Genomic DNA, 22,887 nt, shown 5'->3' with positions numbered 1-22,887 from the left:
AACAGCAAAAGCGGAATGCCGATATGTCTGATTTGAAAACTGCCGCTCTCGAATACCATGCCCATCCTCGTCCAGGGAAGCTGAGTGTAGAGCTCACCAAAGCCACTGCCACCGCCCGCGACTTGTCGCTGGCCTACAGCCCTGGTGTTGCCGAGCCCGTACGTGAAATCGCCCGCGACCCTGAACTGGCGTACAAGTACACCGGCAAAGGCAACCTGGTTGCAGTGATTTCCGATGGCACCGCGATTCTCGGCCTGGGCAACCTTGGCCCATTGGCGTCCAAGCCAGTCATGGAAGGCAAAGGCGTGCTGTTCAAGCGCTTCGCCGGCATCGACGTTTTCGACATCGAAGTCGACTCCGAAAGCCCGCAGGCGTTCATCGACACGGTCAAGCGCATTTCCATCACCTTTGGTGGCATCAACCTGGAAGACATCAAGGCACCTGAGTGCTTCGAGATCGAAAAAGCCCTGATCGAACAGTGCGACATTCCGGTATTCCACGATGACCAGCACGGCACCGCGATCGTTACCGCTGCCGGCATGATCAACGCCCTGGAAATCGCTGGCAAAACCCTGGCTGATGCCAAGATCGTCTGCCTGGGCGCTGGCGCCGCGGCCATCTCTTGCATGAAGTTGATCGTGAGCATGGGCGCCAAGCTGGAAAACATCTACATGGTCGACAGCAAGGGCGTGATCCAGTCCGAGCGTACCGACCTGAACCAGTACAAGGCGATGTTTGCCCATCCTTCGTCCAAGCGCACCCTGGCTGACGCGCTCGACGGTGCAGACGTGTTCGTTGGCCTGTCCGGCCCGAACCTGCTGAGCGCCGAAGGCCTGAAGTCCATGGCCGCCAACCCGATCGTGTTCGCCTGCTCCAACCCGGACCCGGAGATCTCGCCGGAACTGGCGCATGCCACTCGCAACGACGTGATCATGGCCACTGGCCGTTCGGACTACCCGAACCAGGTCAACAACGTGCTGGGCTTCCCGTTCATCTTCCGTGGCGCCCTCGACGTTCGCGCCCGGCGCATCAACGAAGAGATGAAAGTGGCTGCTGCCAACGCCCTGCGTGAACTGGCCAAACTGCCGGTGCCTCAAGACGTGTGCGATGCCTACGGTGGCGCCAAGCTGGAATTCGGTCGTGAGTACATCATCCCGAAACCAATGGATAAGCGCCTGATCACCCTGATCTCCGATGCCGTGGCCAAAGCCGCCATCGAGACCGGTGTGGCTACCCTGGCGTATCCGAAGAACTACCCGCTGCAAAGCGTGGATGATGTGTTCAACGGCTAAGCCGTAGACCCATAAAAAAACCCGGCTCGGAACGCCGGGTTTTTTTATGGGGAAGTTTCAAGCTGCAAGCTGCAAGTTTAAGGGTGGCACATCACAGCTCTTTCTTGCCGCTTGTAGCTGACAGCTTGCCGCTCTCTAAAAGAGATCGATCGGCGCCGCCTCGTCTGCTGGCAGCGGGCTGCCCGGCGCGACGCCATTGCCCAACTCATTAATTGACGGCGGCGTGTCTTCGCTCTTGAACAGTTCGAAGTACGCATTCGGCGTGCTTGGCGATGCCGCACGGCCACTGATCGGGTCGATCCGCAGGCTGAGGATGCCTTCCGGCTCCGGCTGGGTGTGCAGTGGCTTGTCCTTCAAAGCTGCGCCCATGTAGCTCATCCAGATCGGTAGCGCGACGGTGCCACCGTACTCTCGACGACCAAGGCTTTCCGGTTGGTCGTAGCCGGTCCACACGGTGGTGACGTAGTCGGCGTTGTAGCCGGAGAACCACGCATCCTTGGACTCGTTGGTGGTGCCGGTCTTGCCCGCGATATCGGCGCGGCCAAGGGCCAGGGCGCGGCGGCCGGTGCCCTTCTTGATCACGTCTTCAAGGATGCTGTTGAGGATATAAGTGGTACGGCCATCGACGATGCGCTCGGCCACGGCTGGCGCCTGCGGTTCGGTTGCAGCGGCGTTGGCAGTTGGCGCAGCACCTGGGGTTGGCTCAATGGTGATGCCGCCATTACTCGGGGCCGCCAGGCCATCATTCGCGGCTACGCCGTTGACCACATCCCCCGGCACTCGCGGCGGGTTGGCGGTAAACAGGGTGTCGCCGTTGCGGCTTTCGATCTTGTCGATCAGGTACGGCGCGATCTTGTAGCCGCCGTTGGCAAAGGTACTCCAGCCGGTGGCGATTTCCATCGGCGTAAGGGTCGCGGTGCCCAGCGCCAGGGACAGGTTTGGCGGCATGTCGGATTTGGCAAAGCCAAAGCGCGTCATGTAATCGATGGTCTTGCCCACGCCCATCGCCTGCAGCAGGCGGATCGACACCAGGTTACGCGACTTGTACAACGCCTCGCGGATGCGGATCGGGCCGAGGAACGTGTTGTTGTCGTTCTTCGGGCGCCAGACTTTGTCCAGGTACTCGTCGACAAACACGATCGGGGCATCGTTGACCAGGCTGGCGGCGGTGTAGCCGTTGTCCAGTGCGGCGCTGTAGATGAACGGCTTGAAGCTCGAGCCGGGCTGGCGCTTGGCCTGGGTCGCACGGTTATAGTTGCTCTGCTCGAACGAGAAACCACCCACCAGCGCGCGGATTGCACCGTTCTGCGGGTCCAGAGACACCAGAGCGCCCTGGGCCAATGGCACCTGGCTGAATTTGAGCGTGTCGTCCTTCTGGCGTTGCACGCGGATCAAGTCACCCACCTGCGCGACGTCAGACGGCTGCTTGGGTATTGCGCCCATGCTGTTAGTGTTCAGGAAAGGGCGCGCCCATTTCATGCTGTCCCATGCCACATGGGCTTCACCCGTGCGGGTCAGCACCTGCACGCCATCCTTGTTCACTTGGGTGACGATCGCCGGCTCCAGGCCGCTGATCGCACGTTGCTTGCCCAGCTCGGTGGTCCAGGCGCTCAGGGTCTTGCCCGGCAGGCGCGATTCAGGGCCGCGGTAGCCGTGGCGCTGGTCGTAGGTGATCAGGCCGGAATGCACCGACTCATTGGCGATGTCCTGCAGGTTGCTCGGCACGGTGGTGGTCACACGGAAACCTTCGGTGTAGGCCTCGCTGCCGTAGCGGCCGACCATCTCGGCGCGCGCCATTTCGGCGATATAGGGTGCGTTCACTTCCGGCGTCTGCACGTGGTAGCAGGCGTTCAATGGCTCGGCGATGGCGCTTTCGTAAGCGGCCTGGTCGATCTTGCCCAGCTTGTACATGCGCCCCAGGATCCAGTCGCGGCGTTCTTTGCTGCGTGCCGGGTTGGCCAGGGGGTTGAAGCGTGATGGGGCCTTTGGCAGGCCGGCAATCATGGCCATCTGCGCCAGGCTGGCATCACGAATTGACTTGCCGTAGTAGACCTGCGAAGCCGCCTCAATCCCATAGGCACGGTTGCCCAGGTAGATTTTGTTGACGTACAGCTCGAGGATCTCGTCCTTGGTCAACTGGCGCTCAATCTGCAGTGCCAAGAGGATCTCCGTGGCCTTGCGCGAAAAGCTGCGCTCGCTGGTGAGGAAGAAGTTCTTCGCCACTTGCATGGTGATGGTGCTGCCGCCGGACTGAATGTGTCCGCTTTTTACCAATTGTGTCGCCGCACGCAGCAGGCTGCTTGGGTCGACGCCATAGTGGTTGGCAAAGTTATCGTCTTCGGCCGACAGCAGGGCGTTGATGAAATTGGGTGGAATATCGGCAAAACGAATCGGTGTGCGGCGCATTTCGCCGAACTCCGCGATCAGTTTTTCATCGCTGCTGTAGACCCGCAAAGGAATCTGCAACTGGATGCTTCTAAGGGCCTCTACGGAGGGTAAACCCGGACTAAGGTAGAGGTAGGCCCCGCTGAGCACGAGCAGCAGCCCGCAAACGATGGCGACAATGGAGTACCCGAAAAACTTCAGCAGACGAATCAAGGCTTTTGGATTTCCAGAGAAAAGAATGAGTTAGGCGTCGGGGCATGCATGGCAAACGATGGATCGACCCGAGCTGCAGATAAATAGCGGGAAAAAGCGATGGGCATTAAAGCATTTTTCGACTTGGGGCGTCATTCGCGCCGGTTCAACAAGTCGACCGAATGCAGAGTGCACAACGGCAATCAGGCGGTATGACAGACAAAGTTTTAGGGAGTTTTATGAGAAAGGGATTTTTCACGCGAAAAGCCGACACCTTGCTAGGTGTTGACATCAATGACACGAGCATCCGGCTGATCGAGCTGGGTCGCTCAGTTTCGGGGTTCAACGTTCAAGGCTATGTTACACAGGCATTGCCTGCGCACACGGTGGTCGACGGCACATTCCTCGATCTCGAAGGTGTAGGGCGCACCTTGCGCAGTGCGTTGTCGCGGTTATCGACGTCGGCCCGTGGTGCTGCCGCCTCTGTGGCCGGGCCTTCGGTGATCACGCGGATGATCGAAATGGAAGCGGGGCTCACAGACGATGAGATGACCTGGATGATCCAGATGGAGGCAGACCAGTACATTCCTTATCCATTGGATGAGGTGGCCATCGACTTTCAGGTGCGCGGGCCGACTGCACTTGACCCAGGCCGTGTCGAGGTACTGCTCGCTGCATGCCTCAAGGATCAGGTGGAAGCCCGCGAGGCAGTTTTGGCCCTGGCGGGGCTGGTGCCGAAGGTGGTCGATGTCGACGCGTTTGCATTGGCGCGCGCTTGCAGTCAGGATTTCGCAAGCTTCACGCCGAGCCATCGAGTGGATAGTGCACAATGGGCCGTGGATGCCCAAGGGATGGGAATTGCTTGCGGGTTGGCCCTGAGGAGTTTCGCTTGAAGACACGAATCAACCTACTGCCTTGGCGCCAGTCGCTGGCAGAGCGGCGTCGCAAGAATTTGCTGGCGTGTTTGCTGGCGTTCGCTTGTGCGGCACTGGGGACTGTGTGGCTGGCGGATCAGGTGATCGACCAAGCCATTGATCGTCAGGTGACTCGCAATGACCATCTGGGCAAGGAAATCACCGGCCTGGATTCGCGCATCAAGACCATCGATGACCTGCAGGAGCAAAGCCAGCAACTGGCGCAGCGCATGAAGGTCGTGCAAGACCTGCACGATGCCCGCTCGAATGGTGCTCAGCTGTTGGATCAGTTGGCGCGTGCGGTGCCTGACGGTGTACACCTGCATGAAGTGCTGGCGAAGGGCGATACGGTAAGTATCAGCGGCAGCGCTGAATCCAGCCAGGACATCGCCCGGTTGATGCGCCGCCTGGAGGCCGCGCAAGGCGCCCATTCGACGCGGCTGCAACATGTGCGGACGGATGGCGCGCGCGGCAACAATGAGTTCCAGCTGATGGTCCGTCAGGGAGAGTCCACCGAGGCTCAACCTTGAGCCTGCTGAGGCTCAATCTTTCTGCACTCACTCACAACGCTGCAAAATGGCCCTTACCCGGCAAGGCCCTGTTGGGCTGTGCGCTGACGGGTCTGGTGTTTGTGGTGGGTGACCTGACGTACCTGAGTCCTTCGCGGGCGCGGTTACATCAAGTTGAGGCGCGGGAAGTGGCCCTGCAGCAGCAAGTCGCACAAAAAACTGTCCTGGCTGCCAGCCTTGAGGCGCGCACGCAACAGCTTCAGTTGATGCAGGCGAAGGTCGATGAGCTTTTGCAGGCATTGCCGAGCGAGTCAGAAATGCCCGGCTTGCTGGAAGACGTTGCGCGTCTGGCACTGGCCAATGGTTTGCTGGTTGAGAGCGTCACCCCGTTGGATGAGTTGTCGCGTCCGTTCTATCACGAACAACCTGTGCAGATCGGTGTCGCGGGCGCTTATCACGACCTCGCGATGTTCCTGAGTGGCCTGGGTGGCCTGTCGCGCATCGCCACGGTGCACGATGTGGCCTTTAGGCGTGATGGCAAGCTTTTACGCCTTGACCTGCTGGCCAAGACTTACTGGCATGCCCAGGGCGGTGGGCGAGGCGGGCAAGGGCAGCCGTTTGTCTACGACTCATTGGGGCTGCGCGATCCTTTTCAATTGCTTGCCATTCAGGTAGACCACGTGTCTGGTCGGCCAGCCCGCGCGCCAGACCTCGCCCGGCCACGTGGTGTACTGGAAAGTCTACCTATGGAACAGTTTGAAATGGTCGGCACGCTGTCCCTTGGGGTGCGAGCTTTCGCCCTGCTGCGTGCGGCATCCAACGTGCACCGCCTGGCGGTCGGTGACTACTTGGGGCCGGACCATGGGCGTATCACTGCCATCCACGAAGGTTACATAGAACTGGTCGAGCTGTTTCCTGATGGTCAGGGCGCCTGGATCGAGCGTCCCCGAACGCTGGTGTTAAACCTCAACTCATAACGGAATCAAACAATGAAAAGGACTTTTTCGTCCGTCGGTGTGGCGCTATGGATAGCGTTCACGGCACCGATGGCTAGTGCTGTGCCCAGTCGCGTGGATTTGATCCAGTTGCCGCCTCCCGGCAGCGCCATGTCAAGCGCCTACACAGGCGACAAGCTGAACCTTAACTTCCAGAGCATCGAGTTACGTACCGCGTTGCAGCAAATTGCCGATGTGGCGGGCCTCAACCTGGTAGCGAGCGACGATGTGCAGGGCTCGATCACCCTGCGCCTCAAGGATGTGCCCTGGGACCACGCGCTGGACCTGGTGCTGCAAGCCAAGGGGTTGGATAAGCGGGTAAAGTCCGGCGTATTACTGGTGGCGCCTGCCGAGGAGTTGGCCGCGCGTGAGCTGCTGACCCTTGAGTCGCGCAAGCAAATGGCCGAACTGGCGCCGTTGCGCCGTGAGCTGTTGCAAGTCAACTACGCCAAGGCGGCGGACCTGGCCAAGCTGTTCCAATCAGTCACGGGCCTTGAGGGCGTCACCGATGAGCGTGGCTCGGTGGCGGTCGATGATCGTACCAACAACATCATTGCCTACCAGACCGGGGAACGGATGGAGGAGCTGCGGCGGATCGTGGCTCAGCTGGATATTCCGGTGCGCCAGGTAATGATTGAAGCGCGGATTGTCGAGGCCAATGTCGATTACGACAAAAGCCTGGGCGCGCGCTGGGGTGGCCGGCTGAATCGCGGAAACTGGGGCGCGGGAGGTATCCCCAAGCCTCAGTCTGAAGGTGCGGAACCGCCTGAGAACCCACCCAGCTCACCCTTTGTCGATTTGGGTTCGCTGACCGGCACCTCGGGCCTGGGCATCGCCTTTATCACCGATAACCTGCTGCTGGACCTGGAACTCACCGCCATGGAGAAAACCGGCAACGGAGAAATCGTTTCGCAACCCAAAGTGGTCACCTCCGACAAGGAAACCGCGCGCATCCTCAAGGGCACCGAGATTCCTTATCAGGAATCCAGTTCCAGTGGCGCCACTTCAGTGTCGTTCAAGGAGGCGTCGCTGTCGCTGGAGGTCACCCCGCAAATCACCCCCGACGACCGCGTAATCATGGAGGTCAAGGTCACCAAGGATGAGCCCGATTACTTGAACAAACTCAACGACGTGCCGCCGATCAAGAAAAACGAGGTCAATGCCAAGGTGTTAGTGAAGGATGGCGAGACCATTGTTATCGGCGGGGTCTTCTCCAATACCCAAAGCAAAGTGGTAGATAAAGTGCCATTTTTGGGCGATGTGCCGTATCTTGGCCGCCTTTTCCGGCGCGATGTGCTGGCGGAGAAAAAATCCGAGCTGCTGGTATTCCTGACTCCGCGTATTATGAATAACCAGGCGATTGCTGTGAGTCGTTGATTCTGTGCGAAATTTGATTCTTGTAGGACCGATGGGAGCTGGAAAAAGCACCATCGGCCGTTTGCTGGCCAAAGAGCTGCGCCTGCCATTCAAAGATTCCGACAAGGAAATTGAATTGCGCACGGGTGCCAATATCCCATGGATCTTCGATAAGGAAGGCGAGCTGGGCTTTCGTGACCGCGAGCAGGCGATGATCGCCGAGCTGTGTGGCTGCGATGGCGTGGTGTTGGCGACTGGCGGTGGCGCGGTGATGCGCGACGAAAACCGCCGCGCGCTGCATGCCGGTGGTCGGGTGGTCTATCTGCATGCGTCAGTCGAGCAGCAGGTGGGCCGCACCGCCCGCGATCGCAATCGACCATTGCTGCGTACGGCCAACCCGGAAAAAACCCTGCGGGACCTGCTCATGCTGCGCGATCCGCTGTACCGGGAGATCGCCGATCTGGTGGTGGAAACCGATGAGCGGCCCCCTCGGATGGTGGTCCTCGACATTCTCGAGCGTCTGCAACGGCTGCCACCCCGTTAAAGCTGGGCCCGAAATGCGCTATTCTCGGCGGCGCGCTATCACCCTGCGGGGTGTGGCGTAGAGCCATCAGGTGATGTCAGATCTTGACGTTGCCGGTCGTCAATACATCTCTAACGCGGGGACACATGCAGACACTTAAGGTCGATCTAGGCGAGCGCAGCTACCCGATCCATATTGGCGAAGGTCTGCTGGACCAGCCCGAGTTGCTCGCACCGCACATTGCCGGGCGGCAAGTGGCGATCATCTCCAACGAAACGGTCGCGCCGCTGTATCTTGAGCGTTTGAGCCGCAGCCTGTCGGCGTACTCGGTTATTTCTGTGATCTTGCCCGACGGCGAAGCCCACAAGAACTGGGAAACCCTGCAACTGATCTTTGATGGCTTGCTGACCGCACGCCATGACCGCCGCACCACGGTGATTGCTTTGGGCGGCGGCGTGATCGGTGATATGGCCGGCTTCGCAGCCGCCTGTTACCAGCGTGGCGTGGACTTTATCCAGGTGCCGACCACTCTGTTGTCCCAAGTCGATTCGTCGGTGGGCGGCAAGACCGGTATCAACCACCCGCTGGGCAAGAACATGGTGGGCGCGTTCTATCAGCCTCAAGCCGTGCTGATCGACACCGCGACACTCAACACCCTGCCACCGCGCGAGTTGTCGGCTGGCCTGGCGGAAGTCATCAAGTATGGGTTGATCTGCGACGAGCCATTCCTGACCTGGCTGGAAGAGCATGTAGACGCATTGCGCAACCTCGACCAGGTGGCACTGACCGAAGCGATTTCCCGTTCCTGCGCCGCCAAGGCGCTGGTGGTGAATGCCGACGAACGGGAGTCCGGTGTGCGGGCCACGTTAAATCTGGGCCATACCTTCGGCCATGCGATCGAAACGCACATGGGCTATGGTGTGTGGCTACATGGCGAGGCCGTGGCTGCTGGCACGGTGATGGCGTTGGAGATGTCGCAGCGCTTGGGCTGGATCAGCGCCCAGGAGCGTGATCGCGGTATCCACCTGTTCCAGCGCGCCGGTTTGCCGGTCATCCCGCCTGAGGAGATGACTGAGGCGGACTTCCTCGAACATATGGCGATAGACAAGAAAGTGATCGACGGTCGACTGCGACTGGTGCTGCTACGCCACATGGGCGAAGCGGTAGTGACCGACGATTATCCAAAAGAGATTTTACAAGCCACGCTGGGAGCGGATTACCGTGCCCTGGCTCAGCTGAAAGGTTAATCAGACCCGATGACTAGTTTGCATGCCGACGAGGCGTTCCTCGGCCACTACCAGTTAAGCCACGACCCCTTTGCTCCACGGGTGCCTGGTTTCAAATTTTTCCCGGCCCAGCGCAAACCGGTGCTTGGTCAGTTGCATCACCTGGCGCGCTACAGCCAACTGCTGCTGGTCGTGACCGGCCCGTTGGGCAGCGGCAAGACGCTGCTGCGCCAGGCCCTGGTGGCTAGCACCAACAAGCAGTCGGTACAGAGTGTGGTGGTGTCAGCCCGTGGTGCCGGTGATGCGGCCGGCGTGTTGCGCCAGGTTGCCCAGGCGCTGGACGTGGCCACAGCCGAGCCGAACGCGATCCTCAAGCAGGTTGTGCAGCTCGGTCTGACCGGCCAGGAAGTCTACCTGCTGGTGGATGACGCCGAGCAGCTCGACGAATCGGCTCTGGAAGCGCTGTTGGCGCTGGCGGCGGGTACGCCGGAAGGTCGCCCGCACGTGTTCCTGTTTGGCGAGTCGTCGTTGATCGCCGACCTCGAGCAGATCAGTGGTGATCAGGAGCTGTTCCACGTCATCGAGCTGCAGCCGTACGAAGAGGAAGAAACTCGCGAATACCTGGCTCAACGCCTGGAGGGCGCCGGGGCGGGTATCGAACTTTTCTCCGCTGCGCAGATCTCTGATATTCACGAAAGCTCCGACGGCTGGCCTGGCAACATCAATCAGGTTGCCCGCGATGCCATGATCGAAGCCATGATTGCCAGCCGCACCGCGGTCAAGCGTCCAAAGATGGGGTTCACTATGCCTAAGAAGCACGTATTGGCGATTTCCGCCGTTGTCGTGGTCGCTGTAGCGGCTGCCTGGTTGATCCCGGGTCGCAGCAAAGCACCGACCACTGCCGGCGCGCCAACCGAACAGGCGCAGTTGCCACTGGGTAAGCCCACGCCAAACGTTGAGTTTGCCAACTCCGGCCAACCGACCAACCTGCCGATGGTCGGCCAGCCCGTCATGCGCGGCCCGCTCGCTGAAGAAGCGGGTGGCATTGCCGAAGGTGACGACGGTGTGCCGGTGGAAGGTTCCAGCGCTACGCCGCCGACCGTGACCACCACCGCACCACCTGCGGGCGTGCCAGCGGGCCAGCCGGCTGCCACGCCAACACCTGCGCCTACGGTGGCCACTGCCAAGCCTGCGCCAGTGACCAAGCCGGTCGCGCCAGCACCTGCCGCCAAGCCAGCTCCGGCTGCCAAGCCTGCTGAAAAACCAGCCGCCACTGTCGCCAAAGCCGGCGCCGCTGGCAGCAGCTGGTACGCCAGCCAGCCAACCGGCAACTTCGTGGTGCAGATCCTTGGCACCAGCTCGGAAGCCAATGCCCAGGCGTTCGTGAAAGAGCAGGGCGGCGAGTACCGTTATTTCAAGAAAATGCTTAACGGCAAGCCTCTCTACGTGATCACCTACGGCAGCTTCTCCAGCCGCGCTGCCGCAGATTCCGCGATCAAATCCTTGCCAGCGAAGGTTCAGGCTGGTAAACCTTGGCCTCGCACTGTTGCCAGCGTTCAACAAGAACTCGCAACAACTCGCTGAAGGTCCGGCGGCCTTACCCAGGCCGCCCTCCCGGCACCTCAAAAAACTACAACAGCGTGCAGCCCTGAAGGCCGCGCGCTTTGTGGTGTCTGCGTCACGTAGCTTTTGAGTCGTAGCGGTCAGAATTAAAAAAGTTTTGACTAGCACAGCATATCGCTTTAAACCTTTCATAAATGCGACATAGATTTGCGACATTTCGTCGCTAAATTTGTGAGCGTCTGTGTCGGTGTGTACAATGACCTCCCTTTTGCCCCCGCTAAGCCGGCGTACGTTCGGCGTGGAAGGTAACCGGTTGAATTGAAAAGAAATTTGCCTCGGTATAAGAGGCAGCCTGGTGAGAAAGTGTCTATGAAAGCAGGTCTGTATCAACCCGATGAATTCAAGGATAACTGTGGTTTCGGCCTGATAGCCCATATGCAGGGCGAGCCCAGTCATACCCTTCTGCAAACGGCCATTGAGGCCCTGACCTGCATGACCCACCGTGGTGGGATCAACGCCGACGGCAAGACCGGTGACGGTTGTGGCTTGCTCATTCAAAAGCCCGACCAGTTCCTGCGTGCCATCGCCAAACAGCATTTCGCGGTCGACCTGCCCAAGCAGTACGCCGTGGGCATGGTGTTTTTCAACCAGGACCCGGTTAAAGCCGAGGCCGCTCGCGAGAACATGAACCGCGAGATCCTCGCTGCGGGCCTGCAACTCGTTGGCTGGCGCAAAGTGCCGATCGACACCAGCGTGCTCGGCCGCCTGGCCCTTGAGCGCCTGCCGCAGATCGAACAAGTGTTCATCGCTGGCGATGGCCTGAGCGACCAGGACATGGCGATCAAGCTGTTCACCTCGCGTCGTCGTTCGTCCGTGTCCAACGCCGCCGATACCGAGCACTACATCTGCAGCTTTTCGCACAAGACCATCATTTATAAAGGCCTGATGATGCCGGCGGACCTCACCGCCTTCTATCCAGACCTGAGCGATGAGCGCCTGCAAACCGCAATCTGCGTGTTCCACCAGCGCTTCTCCACCAACACCCTGCCGAAATGGCCGCTGGCCCAGCCATTCCGCTTCCTCGCCCACAACGGCGAGATCAACACCATCACCGGCAACCGCAACTGGGCCGTGGCCCGTCGCACCAAGTTCGCCAACGACCTGATGGACCTGGAAGAGCTCGGCCCGCTGGTCAACCGTGTGGGTTCCGACTCCTCCAGCATGGACAACATGCTCGAGTTGATGGTCACCGGCGGCATCGACCTGTTCCGTGGCGTGCGCATGATCATTCCGCCTGCGTGGCAGAACGTCGAGACCATGGACCCCGATCTGCGGGCGTTCTATGAGTACAACTCGATGCACATGGAGCCGTGGGATGGCCCGGCTGGTGTGGTAATGACCGACGGCCGCTACGCGGTGTGCCTGCTCGACCGTAACGGTCTGCGCCCGGCGCGTTGGGTCACCACCACCAACGGTTTCATTACCCTGGCGTCGGAAATCGGCGTGTGGAACTACAAGCCGGAAGACGTCATCGCCAAAGGCCGCGTAGGCCCTGGCCAGATCCTCGCCGTGGACACCGAAACAGGGCAGATCCTCGACACCGACGCCATCGACAACCGTTTGAAGTCCCGTCACCCGTACAAGCAATGGCTGCGCAAGAACGCCCTGCGCATCCAGGCGACCATGGAAGACAACGACCACGGTTCGGCTTTCTACGACGTCGACCAGCTCAAGCAGTACATGAAGATGTACCAGGTCACGTTTGAAGAGCGCGACCAGGTGCTGCGTCCGCTCGGTGAGCAAGGCTACGAGGCGGTCGGCTCCATGGGCGATGACACGCCAATGGCCGTGCTGTCCCAGCGTGTGCGTACGCCGTACGACTATTTCCGCCAGCAGTTCGCCCAGGTGACCAACCCGCCGATCGACCCGCTGCGCGAAGCCATTGTGATGTCCCTGGAAGTGTGCCTCGGTGCCGAGCGCAATATCTTCCAGGAATCGCCTGAGCACGCCTCCCGCGTGATCCTCAGCTCGCCGGTCGTGTCCCCGGCCAAGTGGCGTTCGCTGATGACCCTGGAACGCCCAGGCTTCGACCGCCAGATCATCGACCTGAACTACGACGAGAGCCTTGGCCTTGAAGCCGCTGTGCGCAACGTCGCCGACCAGGCCGAAGAAGCCGTGCGCGCCGGTCGTACCCAGATCGTGCTGACCGACCGTCACATCGCGCCGGGCAAGCTGCCGATCCACGCATCCCTGGCAACCGGTGCGGTACACCACCGCCTGACCGAAAAAGGCCTGCGTTGCGACTCCAACATCCTCGTCGAAACTGCCACAGCCCGCGACCCGCACCACTTTGCGGTGTTGATCGGCTTTGGCGCTTCGGCGGTGTACCCGTTCCTCGCGTACGAAGTGCTCGGTGATTTGATCCGTACCGGTGAGGTGCTGGGCGACCTCTACGAGGTGTTCAAGAACTACCGTAAAGGCATCACCAAGGGCCTGTTGAAGATTCTGTCGAAGATGGGTATCTCCACTGTCACTTCGTACCGTGGCGCGCAGTTGTTCGAAGCCATCGGCCTGTCCGAAGAAGTCTGCGATTTGAGCTTCCGTGGCGTGCCAAGCCGCATCAAGGGTGCGCGTTTCGTCGACATCGAAGCCGAACAGAAAGCCCTGGCCGCGGAAGCCTGGAGCGCGCGCAAGCCGATCCAACAAGGCGGCCTGCTCAAGTTCGTGCACGGTGGCGAATACCATGCCTACAACCCGGATGTGGTCAGCACCCTGCAAGCCGCCGTGCAGCAGGGCGACTACGCCAAGTTCAAGCAATACACTGCGTTGGTGGATAACCGCCCGGTGTCGATGATCCGTGACCTGTTCAAAGTGAAAACCCTGGACACGCCGCTGGCCATCAGCGAAATCGAGCCGCTGGAATCGATCCTCAAGCGCTTCGACTCCGCGGGTATTTCCCTCGGTGCTTTGTCGCCTGAGGCCCACGAAGCCCTGGCCGAAGCCATGAACCGCCTGGGTGCGCGTTCCAACTCCGGCGAAGGCGGTGAAGACCCGGCGCGCTACGGCACCCTAAAAAGCTCAAAAATCAAACAGGTGGCGACGGGCCGTTTCGGTGTAACCCCGGAGTACTTGGTCAACGCCGAAGTGCTGCAGATCAAAGTCGCCCAAGGCGCCAAGCCTGGCGAAGGCGGCCAACTGCCCGGCGGCAAGGTCAACGGTTTGATCGCCAAGCTGCGTTACGCAGTGCCGGGCGTGACGCTGATCTCGCCACCACCGCACCACGATATCTACTCGATTGAAGATTTGTCGCAGCTGATTTTCGACCTGAAACAAGTCAATCCGCAGGCCCTGGTCTCGGTGAAACTGGTCGCGGAAGCCGGTGTGGGCACCATTGCCGCGGGTGTCGCGAAGGCCTATGCCGACCTGATCACCATCTCCGGCTACGACGGCGGCACCGGCGCATCCCCGCTGACCTCCATCAAGTACGCCGGCGCGCCATGGGAACTGGGCCTGGCTGAAACTCACCAGACCCTGCGCGGCAACGACCTGCGCGGCAAAGTCCGTGTGCAGACCGACGGCGGCCTGAAAACCGGCCTCGACGTGATCAAGGCTGCAATCCTCGGCGCTGAAAGCTTCGGCTTCGGCACTGCGCCAATGATTGCCCTGGGCTGCAAATACCTGCGCATCTGCCACCTGAACAACTGCGCCACCGGTGTGGCGACGCAGAACGAGAAGCTGCGCAAGGATCACTACATCGGCACCGTCGACATGGTGGTGAATTTCTTCACCTACGTCGCCGAAGAAACCCGTGAGTGGCTGGCCAAGCTGGGCGTGCGTTCGTTGGAAGAGCTGATCGGGCGCACCGATCTGCTGGAGATCCTCGAAGGCCAGACCGCCAAGCAACAGCACCTGGACCTGACGCCGTTGTTGGGCAGCGACCACATCCCGGCAGACAAGCCACAGTTTTGCCAAGTGGACCGCAACCCACCCTTCGACAAAGGCCTGTTGGCCGAGAAGATGGTCGAAATGGCCGGCGCCTCGATCAACGACGCCAGCGGTGGCGAATTTGCCCTGGATATCTGCAACTGCGACCGTTCCATCGGCGCACGCGTCTCCGGCGAAATCGCGCGCAAGCACGGCAACCAAGGCATGGCGAAGGCGCCAATTACCTTCCGCTTCAACGGCACTGCGGGCCAGAGCTTTGGCGTGTGGAACGCCGGTGGTCTGCACATGTACCTGGAAGGCGATGCCAACGATTACGTGGGCAAGGGCATGACCGGCGGCAAGCTGGTGATCGTTGCGCCTAAAGGCAGCGTCTACAAGAGCCAGGACAGTGCCATCATCGGCAACACCTGCTTGTACGGCGCCACCGGTGGCAAGTTGTTCGCCGCCGGTACCGCCGGTGAGCGTTTCGCCGTGCGTAACTCCGGTGCTCACACCGTGGTGGAAGGCACTGGCGATCACTGCTGCGAGTACATGACCGGGGGCTTTGTAGCCGTATTGGGCAAGACCGGTTACAACTTCGGTTCAGGCATGACCGGCGGTTTCGCCTACGTGCTCGACCAGGACAATACCTTCGTCGACAAGGTCAACCACGAGTTGGTCGAGATCCAGCGGATCAGCGGCGAAGCCATGGAATCCTATCGGAACCACTTGCAGCACGTGCTGGACGAGTACGTTGAGGAAACCGGCAGCGAATGGGGTCGTAACCTCGCCGAAAACCTCGATGATTACCTGCGTCGTTTCTGGCTGGTCAAGCCCAAGGCGGCCAACCTGAAATCGTTGCTTTCCAGCATCCGTGCCAACCCGCAGTGACATGCGCCTGAAGAGTTTGATGAGGTTTTAACATGGCTGAACGTCTGAATAACGACTTCCAGTTCATCGATGTCGGGCGCAAAGATCCGAAGAAGAAACTGTTGCGTCAACGCAAGAAAGAGTTCGTGGAAATCTACGAACCCTTCAAACCCCAGCACTCGGCCGACCAGGCCCACCGCTGCCTGGGTTGCGGTAACCCGTATTGCGAATGGAAGTGCCCGGTGCACAACTTCATTCCCAACTGGCTCAAGTTGGTGGCCGAGGGCAACATCCTCGCCGCCGCCGAGCTGTCGCACCAGACCAATACCCTGCCGGAAGTGTGCGGCCGGGTGTGCCCGCAAGACCGTCTGTGTGAAGGGGCGTGCACCCTCAACGATGGCTTCGGTGCGGTAACCATCGGTTCGGTCGAGAAGTACATCACCGACACCGCGTTCGCCATGGGCTGGCGCCCGGACATGTCCAAGGTCAAGCCGACCGGCAAGCGCGTCGCGATCATCGGTGCCGGGCCTGCTGGCCTGGGCTGCGCCGACGTGCTGGTACGGGGTGGCGTAACCCCGGTGGTGTTCGATAAGAACCCGGAAATCGGTGGCCTGCTGACCTTTGGCATCCCCGAGTTCAAGCTGGAAAAAACCGTACTGAGCAACCGGCGTGAAGTGTTCACCGGCATGGGCATTGAATTCCGCCTGAACACCGAGATCGGCAAAGACGTGACCATCGAGCAGTTGCTCGCCGAATACGATGCCGTGTTCATGGGCATGGGCACCTACACCTACATGAAGGGCGGCTTTGCCGGTGAGGACCTGCCGGGTGTGCATGACGCTTTGGACTTCCTGATCGCCAACGTGAATCGCAACCTGGGCTTTGAAAAGTCGCCGGAAGATTTCGTCGACATGAAAGGCAAGAAGGTTGTGGTGCTCGGCGGTGGTGACACCGCGATGGACTGCAACCGCACGTCGATCCGCCAGGGCGCCAAATCGGTGACCTGTGCGTACCGTCGTGACGAAGCCAACATGCCCGGCTCGCGCAAAGAGGTGAAGAACGCCAAGGAAGAAGGCGTGAAATTCCTCTACAACCGCCAGCCGATCGCTATCGTCGGTGAAGACCGCGTCGAAGGCGTGAAGGTGGTCGAGACCCGTCTCGGCGAACCGGACGCCCGTGGCCGTCGCAGCCCTGAGCCGATCCCGGGTTCTGAAGAGATCATCCCGGCTGACGCCGTTGTCATCGCTTTCGGCTTCCGCCCAAGCCCGGCGCCGTGGTTCGAGCAGTTCGAGATTCAGACCGACAGCCAGGGTCGCGTTGTAGCCCCGGAACAAGGCCAGTACAAGCACCAGACCAGCAACCCGAAGATTTTTGCCGGTGGCGATATGGTGCGCGGTTCTGACCTAGTAGTGACCGCGATCTTCGAAGGCCGTAACGCTGCCGAAGGGATTCTGGATTACCTGAACGTCTAGCGATGTTAGCTGCCAGTTTCAAGCTGCAAGCGGCAAGTGAAAGCAAATGCGCTTTTAACTTGCCGCTTGTAGCTTGTCGCTAGTCACTGTCTTTCTCCTTCTGGCTCTGAGAAAATGCCCGCACTTTTTTTGCGGATGCCGACATGACTGCCCTGAAGAACGACCGTTTCCTTCGTGCCCTGCTCAAGCAACCCGTGGACGTCACCCCCGTGTGGATGATGCGCCAGGCCGGTCGCTACCTGCCGGAATACCGCGCCAGTCGCGCCCACGCCGGCGACTTCATGAGCCTGTGCATGAACCCGGAGTTCGCCTGCGAAGTCACAATGCAGCCACTGGACCGCTATCCGCAACTGGACGCGGCCATCCTCTTCTCCGACATCCTCACCATCCCTGACGCCATGGGCCAAGGCCTGTACTTCGAAACCGGCGAAGGCCCGCGTTTCAAGAAAGTCGTCAGCACGTTGGCCGACATCGAAGCCCTGCCGATCCCGGACCCGCACAAGGACCTGGGCTACGTGATGGACGCCGTCAGCACCATCCGCCGTGAACTCAACGGCCGCGTGCCGCTGATCGGCTTCTCCGGCAGCCCATGGACCCTGGCCACCTACATGGTCGAAGGCGGTTCGTCGAAAGACTTCCGCAAGACCAAGGCCATGCTTTACGACAACCCGCAAGCCATGCACTTGCTGCTGGACAAGCTGGTACAGTCGGTTACCAGCTACCTCAACGGCCAGATCATGGCTGGCGCGCAAGCGGTGCAGATCTTCGACACCTGGGGCGGCAACCTGTCGGCGGCGGCCTACCAGGAGTTCTCCTTGGCTTACATGCGCAAAATCGTCAGCGGCCTGATCCGCGAACACGAAGGCCGCAAGGTTCCGGTCATCCTGTTCACCAAAGGGGGCGGCCTATGGCTGGAAAGCATTGCTGACGCAGGTGCAGACGCACTCGGCCTGGACTGGACGTGCGACATTGGCGAAGCCCGTCAGCGCGTGGGCAACCGTGTGGCGCTGCAAGGCAACATGGACCCGACCGTGCTGTACGCCAAGCCGGAAGCGATCCGCACCGAAGTCGGCCGTATCCTCGCCAGCTACGGCAAGGGCACCGGGCATGTATTCAACCTCGGTCATGGCATTACGCCGGAAGTGAACCCGGAACATGCCGGTGCCTTCCTGCGTGCGGTGCACGAGTTGTCGGCGCAATACCACGAGTGATCGTCGCACAATAGAAAACGCCCGGTTTATGCCGGGCGTTTTTGTTGGTTAATGTCCGAGTAGCTGCTCCGCGTAGCGGGCAACGACATGATCGAAAGCTTCATGTTGACCGCTGAGGGGCTGACGAGATCGCTGGATGATTTTCTCCAGCTCCTCAATCGTGAAATCAGCTAGAAAGTCGTTATCGAAAACACCTTCCAGCTTTTCCTTGCGGCGGCTATTCAAGAACTCAATGTCAAGTGCGAGCAGTTCGATCATAGCTTCGGCAGAAACATCGTCATTACTGCCTTTGATTTCACCCAGTAATGTAAATCTGAAACGGCTTTCGCAGTTATCCTCTAGCGGAGATATATGAGAATCTTCGCAGAAGTCACTCCCCTTGCTATGGCCGCAATGTGCCGGCTTGGGCGTTTCCGTTTCACCTTGGCAGGATGCGTGGAGATTGGTGTATTCCAAGTCCAAATGACTATGGTTTTTCTGGGGGCGAAAGTGTTCAATATGGCTCGAGTCCAGGGTGATTTTGTCTCCGCAATAACAACAGGCATAACCTTGTTCGGTCAGCAGGCTGGCATGTAGCTCTTTTTTCTGTGGATGTCGTAGCTCTGAATAGGTGGGAGACCACGCTTCATTCGCCATCGACTTCCACTCGGTAAATGATGCAGGTTCAGTGCCTTTGATAACTCGCTTCATCGACCAATCATCTCCTTACGCTTAAGAAGCGCCTCAGCTCTTAAGAACTCGGGAAGGCCGGGAGCTTTTTCCTTGAGTGCTTGAAGCTGAGCTTTGGCTTTTTTAAAGTCATTGTCTTCGAGGGTACTGAAGAGTTCGCTGAGGAGCGTTTCAATTTCTGGTTCGCGTTCGGAGACTCCCATGATTTCCTCCAGAACTCTGCTGGAGTCAAGTCCGTAGGAAACGTGAGGGTGTGAGGCATCCCTTTTATTCAAGAGCATGATTTCACCAGGCTTCAAACCACCGATTATTTGCGGTGAGTGACTGGCAGCAATAAATTGGATCTTCGGGAATGCGTTTTTCAGCGCTGAAACAATACTGCGCTGCCATCCGGGATGCAGGTGGATATCGAGCTCATCAATAATAACGATGCCATAGGTGTTTTCTAAAACTCGACTTCCCATGTGAGGGTTTAGGAGACACATACGTCTGGCAATATCTGAAACCAGAGCGATCATGCCGCGTTGCCCATCGCTTAAACTGCTAAAAGGCAAACTAATCTGTTCGTCGACATGCACTAGCAACGTACGAAGCCCCAAGTCGTACTCAATGCCTTTCGAGTCAGGTAATGCAAATTTTAGCGCTGTATTTACCCAATGAAGCTCATCGTCAAAATCCCGTGAAGAGTCTGATCGGGAAATACGTTGTAAGCGTTCTAGAGTTTTTCCTATGAACCAACTTTCAAAATTTTGTAAATTTACAGCTGCATCAAACCAATCTACATACGCATCGAGTCTTGACGATTTCTGTGTCGCTGCAAGTTCGGGAGACACTTGGGCCGATGTCCATCGGCGGTTAGCTCGGTAGAAAGTAAACAGTGGAAGATCGAAGATATGCTCTGAATCTAGGTGATCGATTTTTTTTGAGAGGGTCGTATGAATTTCATAGTTGTGGCTTTGTGACTGGTCTTTACGATCCTTGGAAATCTTCCAATTGGTGAGGCCAAATGCAGAACCTGTAGCACTCAACACCAGTGGATAGATGTGCTCATACCTGAAACGGTCATTGAATTGCTGAACGGTAAACCGTACATCTTGATCTGATATATGGGCCTCGTGTCTGCCCATGGCGCCTGAGAAGTTGCAAAGGCTTGACGCCACCGCTTGCAGCAACGAAGTCTTGCCGCTCCCATTAACCCCCACGACCAGATTAAACCCGGGTTGGAAGTCAAAAGTGGCCTCATCGTAGCAACGAAAATTCTGAATATGAAGCTGGTCCAGGCGCATCTGGCTTTCCTTTACCAAGGCTGACGAATGCCGTCAGTGTACCTTGGCCCGGCAGAACCGCTAGAGGCGCAGGTGTTACGTGCTTTTTGCACCTTGCAACGGCGGCAACTTCGCCAATTTCAACGCCACCAGCAACGCTCCAATCAACAACGCCACGATAAACGCCCCAATCCCGTTCCATTCGGCATAGTGCCAGAAGAACCCACCCGCCGTCCCCGCCACACTCGATCCCGCGTAGTAGCAGAACAGGTACAACGAAGACGCCTGCCCCTTGGCCTTCACCGCGCGGCGGCCGATCCAGCTGCTGGCCACCGAGTGGGCGCCGAAGAAGCCGAACGTGAAGATCAGCATGCCCGGCACGATCAGCCATAGCGGTGTGAACAAGGTCAGCGTCATGCCCGCAAGCATCAGCACGATGGTGGCCCACAATACGCGACGGCGGCCGAGGCGGTCGGCCAGGGAGCCGATTTTCGCTGAGCTGTAGATCCCCGAGAGGTAGACCAGCGACAGCAGGCCGACCACGGCTTGGCTCAGGCCGTAGGGATCGGCCAGCAGGCGATAGCCGATGTAGTTGAACATCGTCACGAACGCACCCATCAGCAGGAACGCTTCAAGGAACAGCCACGGCAGGCCCGCGTCCTTGAAGTGCATGACAAAACCGTCCACCAGGCTGCGCGGCTTGAGGCTGCTGGCGCGGAAGTTGCGCGATTCGGGGAGGATTTTCCAGAACACCGTGGCGGCGATCAGCGCCAGGGCGCCAATGATCAGCATTGCGGTGTGCCAACTGACGAAGTCGATCAACACGCCGATGATCAGGCGCCCGCTCATGCCGCCAATCGCGTTGCCACCAATGTACAGGCCCATGGCCAGGCCGATGTGCTGCGGGTGGATTTCCTCGCTCAGGTAGGTCATGGCCACGGCGGCCAGGCCGCTCAGTGACAGGCCCACCAGCGCGCGCATGAATAAAATCCCCTCCCAGGAAGGCATCAAACCACTGGCAATCGTCGCGAGCGCCGCGCAGAACAGCGCGGCGACCATCACCGGTTTACGTCCCAGGGTGTCGGAAATCGGCCCGGTAATCAGCAGGCCCAGCGCGAGCATCGCAGTGGACACGGACAGGATCAGGCTGCTTTGCGCTGCATTGATGGAAAACTCGTGGGACAGCGCCGGCATCATCGGTTGCACGCAATACAGCAGGGCAAAGGTGGCGAACCCCCCGGAGAACAGCGCGAGTACCGTACGCATGAACATCGGTGTGCCTTTTTCGATGTACGCGTCATTGAGCTGGGCCACCACCTCATCCAGGGCAGTGGGCGGGACTTCTTGAGCGAGTGGAGCGACAGCAGAATTCACGGGGACCTCGGGGAGGAAGAGCGTGCCAGGACCGGCCATGCAAAAAAGAATATAGCTGGCTAATGATTCTTTCCAATATATTGTTCGACCTGTTTGATATCTTTTACGACCTAATGAGGCCTGTATGGAATTGCGTCACTTGCGGTACTTCATTGCCGTCGCCGAAGAACTGCACTTTGGCCGGGCTGCGCAGGTGCTAGGCATCTCGCAGCCGCCGCTGAGCCAGCAGATTCAGGCGCTGGAACAGGAAGTGGGTGCACGTTTGTTTGAGCGTACCAATCGTCGGGTCGAGCTGAGCGAGGCGGGACGGTTGTTCCTGCATGAGGCGCGATTGGTGCTGGCTCAGGTCGACAAAGCGGCGGACGTGGCGCGCCGGGCGCAGTTGGGTGAGCTGGGCGAATTGAAGATCGGCTTCACGTCATCGGCACCGTTTAACTCCAGCATTCCCCAAGCGATCTTTGCGTTTCGCCAGGCGTTTCCGGCGGTGCACCTCAATCTGCAGGAGATGAGCAGCACCGAGGTGGCCGAGTCGCTGGTGGATGAGTCTATTCAGGTCGGGCTGATGCGGCCATTGCCGTTGCCGGATTCATTGAGTGTGGTCGAGCTGATGCGCGAACCGCTGGTGGCCGTAATGAACGCCGGCCATCCATTGGTAGCTGGCAGTGAGCATGGCCTGCACCTGGCGCAGCTGGCGGAAGAACCGTTCGTGTTTTTCCCGCGTAGCTATGGCAGTGGGCTCTACGCGCAGTTGCTCAGCCTGTGCCGTGACGCCGGGTTTAGCCCGCACTTTGCCCAGGAAGCGGGGGAGGCGATGACCATCATTGGCCTGGTCGCGGCGGGGCTGGGCGTGTCGGTGTTGCCGGCCTCCTATCAGCGCATACGGATCGACGGGGTGGTGTATCGCACGCTGCTGGATCCGGAGGCGGTGACGGCGGTGTGGCTGGTGCAGCGAAAAGGCGCGCAGACGCCGATGGCAGCGGCGTTTGTGGAGTTGTTGACGCGTAAATCCGCTCAGTAAGAACGCGTACTTCAAAGCGAAGCAGATCGATGTGGGAGCTGGCTTGCCTGCGATAGCATCCCCTCGGCATACCTGATCCATCGAGTCGTCCGCATCACAGGCAAGCCAACTCCCACCTTTGATCTTTGT

15 protein-coding genes and 1 pseudogene are annotated in these 22,887 nt (G+C 59.3%); 12 read left to right on the top strand and 4 right to left on the bottom strand.

All coding sequences use genetic code 11. The annotated features are described in order from the left end of the window. Positions 1-23 precede the first annotated feature (23 nt). Positions 24-1,292, top strand: coding sequence for a malic enzyme-like NAD(P)-binding protein (locus AACY52_RS13220; RefSeq protein WP_339415550.1), 1,269 nt, complete (start codon positions 24-26; stop codon positions 1,290-1,292). Between the two features lie 135 nt (positions 1,293-1,427). On the opposite strand, the gene AACY52_RS13215 is transcribed toward AACY52_RS13220, so the two are convergent. Further along, positions 1,428-3,887, bottom strand: a complete 2,460-nt coding sequence (locus AACY52_RS13215; protein WP_370468025.1) for a penicillin-binding protein 1A — start codon at positions 3,885-3,887, stop codon at positions 1,428-1,430. A 221-nt stretch (positions 3,888-4,108) separates the two neighbouring features. Here AACY52_RS13215 and pilM point away from each other — a divergent pair, with 221 nt between their 5' ends. The 10 genes and pseudogenes from pilM to hemE all read left to right on the top strand — a co-directional run bounded on the left by pilM (position 4,109) and on the right by hemE (position 18,432). Beyond that, on the top strand, positions 4,109-4,762 hold the full coding sequence (pilM, locus tag AACY52_RS13210) for a type IV pilus assembly protein PilM (protein WP_339415552.1): 654 nt from the start codon (positions 4,109-4,111) through the stop codon (positions 4,760-4,762). Then, a complete protein-coding gene (locus AACY52_RS13205) occupies positions 4,759-5,313 on the top strand; it encodes a PilN domain-containing protein (RefSeq protein WP_339415553.1) in 555 nt (184 codons plus the stop codon). Before pilM ends, AACY52_RS13205 begins: the two co-directional genes overlap by 4 nt. Next, a complete protein-coding gene (locus AACY52_RS13200) occupies positions 5,310-6,269 on the top strand; it encodes a pilus assembly protein PilP (RefSeq protein WP_339415554.1) in 960 nt (319 codons plus the stop codon). Before AACY52_RS13205 ends, AACY52_RS13200 begins: the two co-directional genes overlap by 4 nt. A 138-nt stretch (positions 6,270-6,407) precedes the next feature. Beyond that, positions 6,408-7,664 (top strand): annotated as a pseudogene (locus AACY52_RS13195) (type IV pilus secretin PilQ); the annotation flags it as partial. A gap of 4 nt (positions 7,665-7,668) precedes the next feature. Then, positions 7,669-8,187, top strand: coding sequence for a shikimate kinase AroK (gene aroK, locus AACY52_RS13190; protein ID WP_339415555.1), 519 nt, complete (start codon positions 7,669-7,671; stop codon positions 8,185-8,187). Positions 8,188-8,312: 125 nt separating this feature from the next. After that, on the top strand, positions 8,313-9,413 hold the full coding sequence (gene aroB / locus AACY52_RS13185; protein ID WP_065875726.1) for a 3-dehydroquinate synthase: 1,101 nt from the start codon (positions 8,313-8,315) through the stop codon (positions 9,411-9,413). Between the two features lie 9 nt (positions 9,414-9,422). Beyond that, positions 9,423-10,976 carry an AAA family ATPase gene (locus AACY52_RS13180; protein WP_339427280.1) on the top strand — a complete coding sequence of 518 codons (1,554 nt, stop codon included), beginning with the start codon at positions 9,423-9,425 and terminating at the stop codon, positions 10,974-10,976. A gap of 348 nt (positions 10,977-11,324) precedes the next feature. Continuing rightward, positions 11,325-15,770 carry a glutamate synthase large subunit gene (gene gltB, locus AACY52_RS13175; protein ID WP_339415558.1) on the top strand — a complete coding sequence of 1,482 codons (4,446 nt, stop codon included), beginning with the start codon at positions 11,325-11,327 and terminating at the stop codon, positions 15,768-15,770. Positions 15,771-15,802: 32 nt separating this feature from the next. Then, positions 15,803-17,221: an FAD-dependent oxidoreductase gene (locus AACY52_RS13170; RefSeq protein ID WP_339415559.1), complete on the top strand. Its 1,419-nt coding sequence runs from the start codon at positions 15,803-15,805 to the stop codon at positions 17,219-17,221. Between the two features lie 143 nt (positions 17,222-17,364). Then, positions 17,365-18,432, top strand: coding sequence for a uroporphyrinogen decarboxylase (gene hemE / locus AACY52_RS13165; RefSeq protein WP_339560542.1), 1,068 nt, complete (start codon positions 17,365-17,367; stop codon positions 18,430-18,432). A gap of 48 nt (positions 18,433-18,480) precedes the next feature. On the opposite strand, the gene AACY52_RS13160 is transcribed toward hemE, so the two are convergent. The 3 genes from AACY52_RS13160 to AACY52_RS13150 all read right to left on the bottom strand — a co-directional run bounded on the left by AACY52_RS13160 (position 18,481) and on the right by AACY52_RS13150 (position 21,740). Further along, on the bottom strand, positions 18,481-19,122 hold the full coding sequence (locus AACY52_RS13160) for a retron system putative HNH endonuclease (RefSeq protein ID WP_339427279.1): 642 nt from the start codon (positions 19,120-19,122) through the stop codon (positions 18,481-18,483). Further along, positions 19,119-20,387 carry an AAA family ATPase gene (locus AACY52_RS13155; RefSeq protein ID WP_339435790.1) on the bottom strand — a complete coding sequence of 423 codons (1,269 nt, stop codon included), beginning with the start codon at positions 20,385-20,387 and terminating at the stop codon, positions 19,119-19,121. The genes AACY52_RS13160 and AACY52_RS13155 overlap by 4 nt, the downstream gene beginning before the upstream one ends. Positions 20,388-20,462: 75 nt before the next feature. Then, positions 20,463-21,740, bottom strand: coding sequence for an MFS transporter (locus AACY52_RS13150; RefSeq protein ID WP_339427277.1), 1,278 nt, complete (start codon positions 21,738-21,740; stop codon positions 20,463-20,465). 124 nt (positions 21,741-21,864) lie between these two features. Between AACY52_RS13150 and AACY52_RS13145 the strand changes: the two genes are divergently transcribed. Beyond that, entirely contained in the window at positions 21,865-22,758 is an 894-nt protein-coding gene (locus AACY52_RS13145) for a LysR substrate-binding domain-containing protein (RefSeq protein WP_339415562.1), read from the top strand. Positions 22,759-22,887 lie beyond the last annotated feature (129 nt).

Source organism: Pseudomonas sp. EA_65y_Pfl1_P113, from assembly GCF_963970525.1.
Lineage (GTDB): Bacteria > Pseudomonadota > Gammaproteobacteria > Pseudomonadales > Pseudomonadaceae > Aquipseudomonas > Aquipseudomonas tritici.
This window is presented reverse-complemented; position numbering and strand designations above follow the sequence as displayed.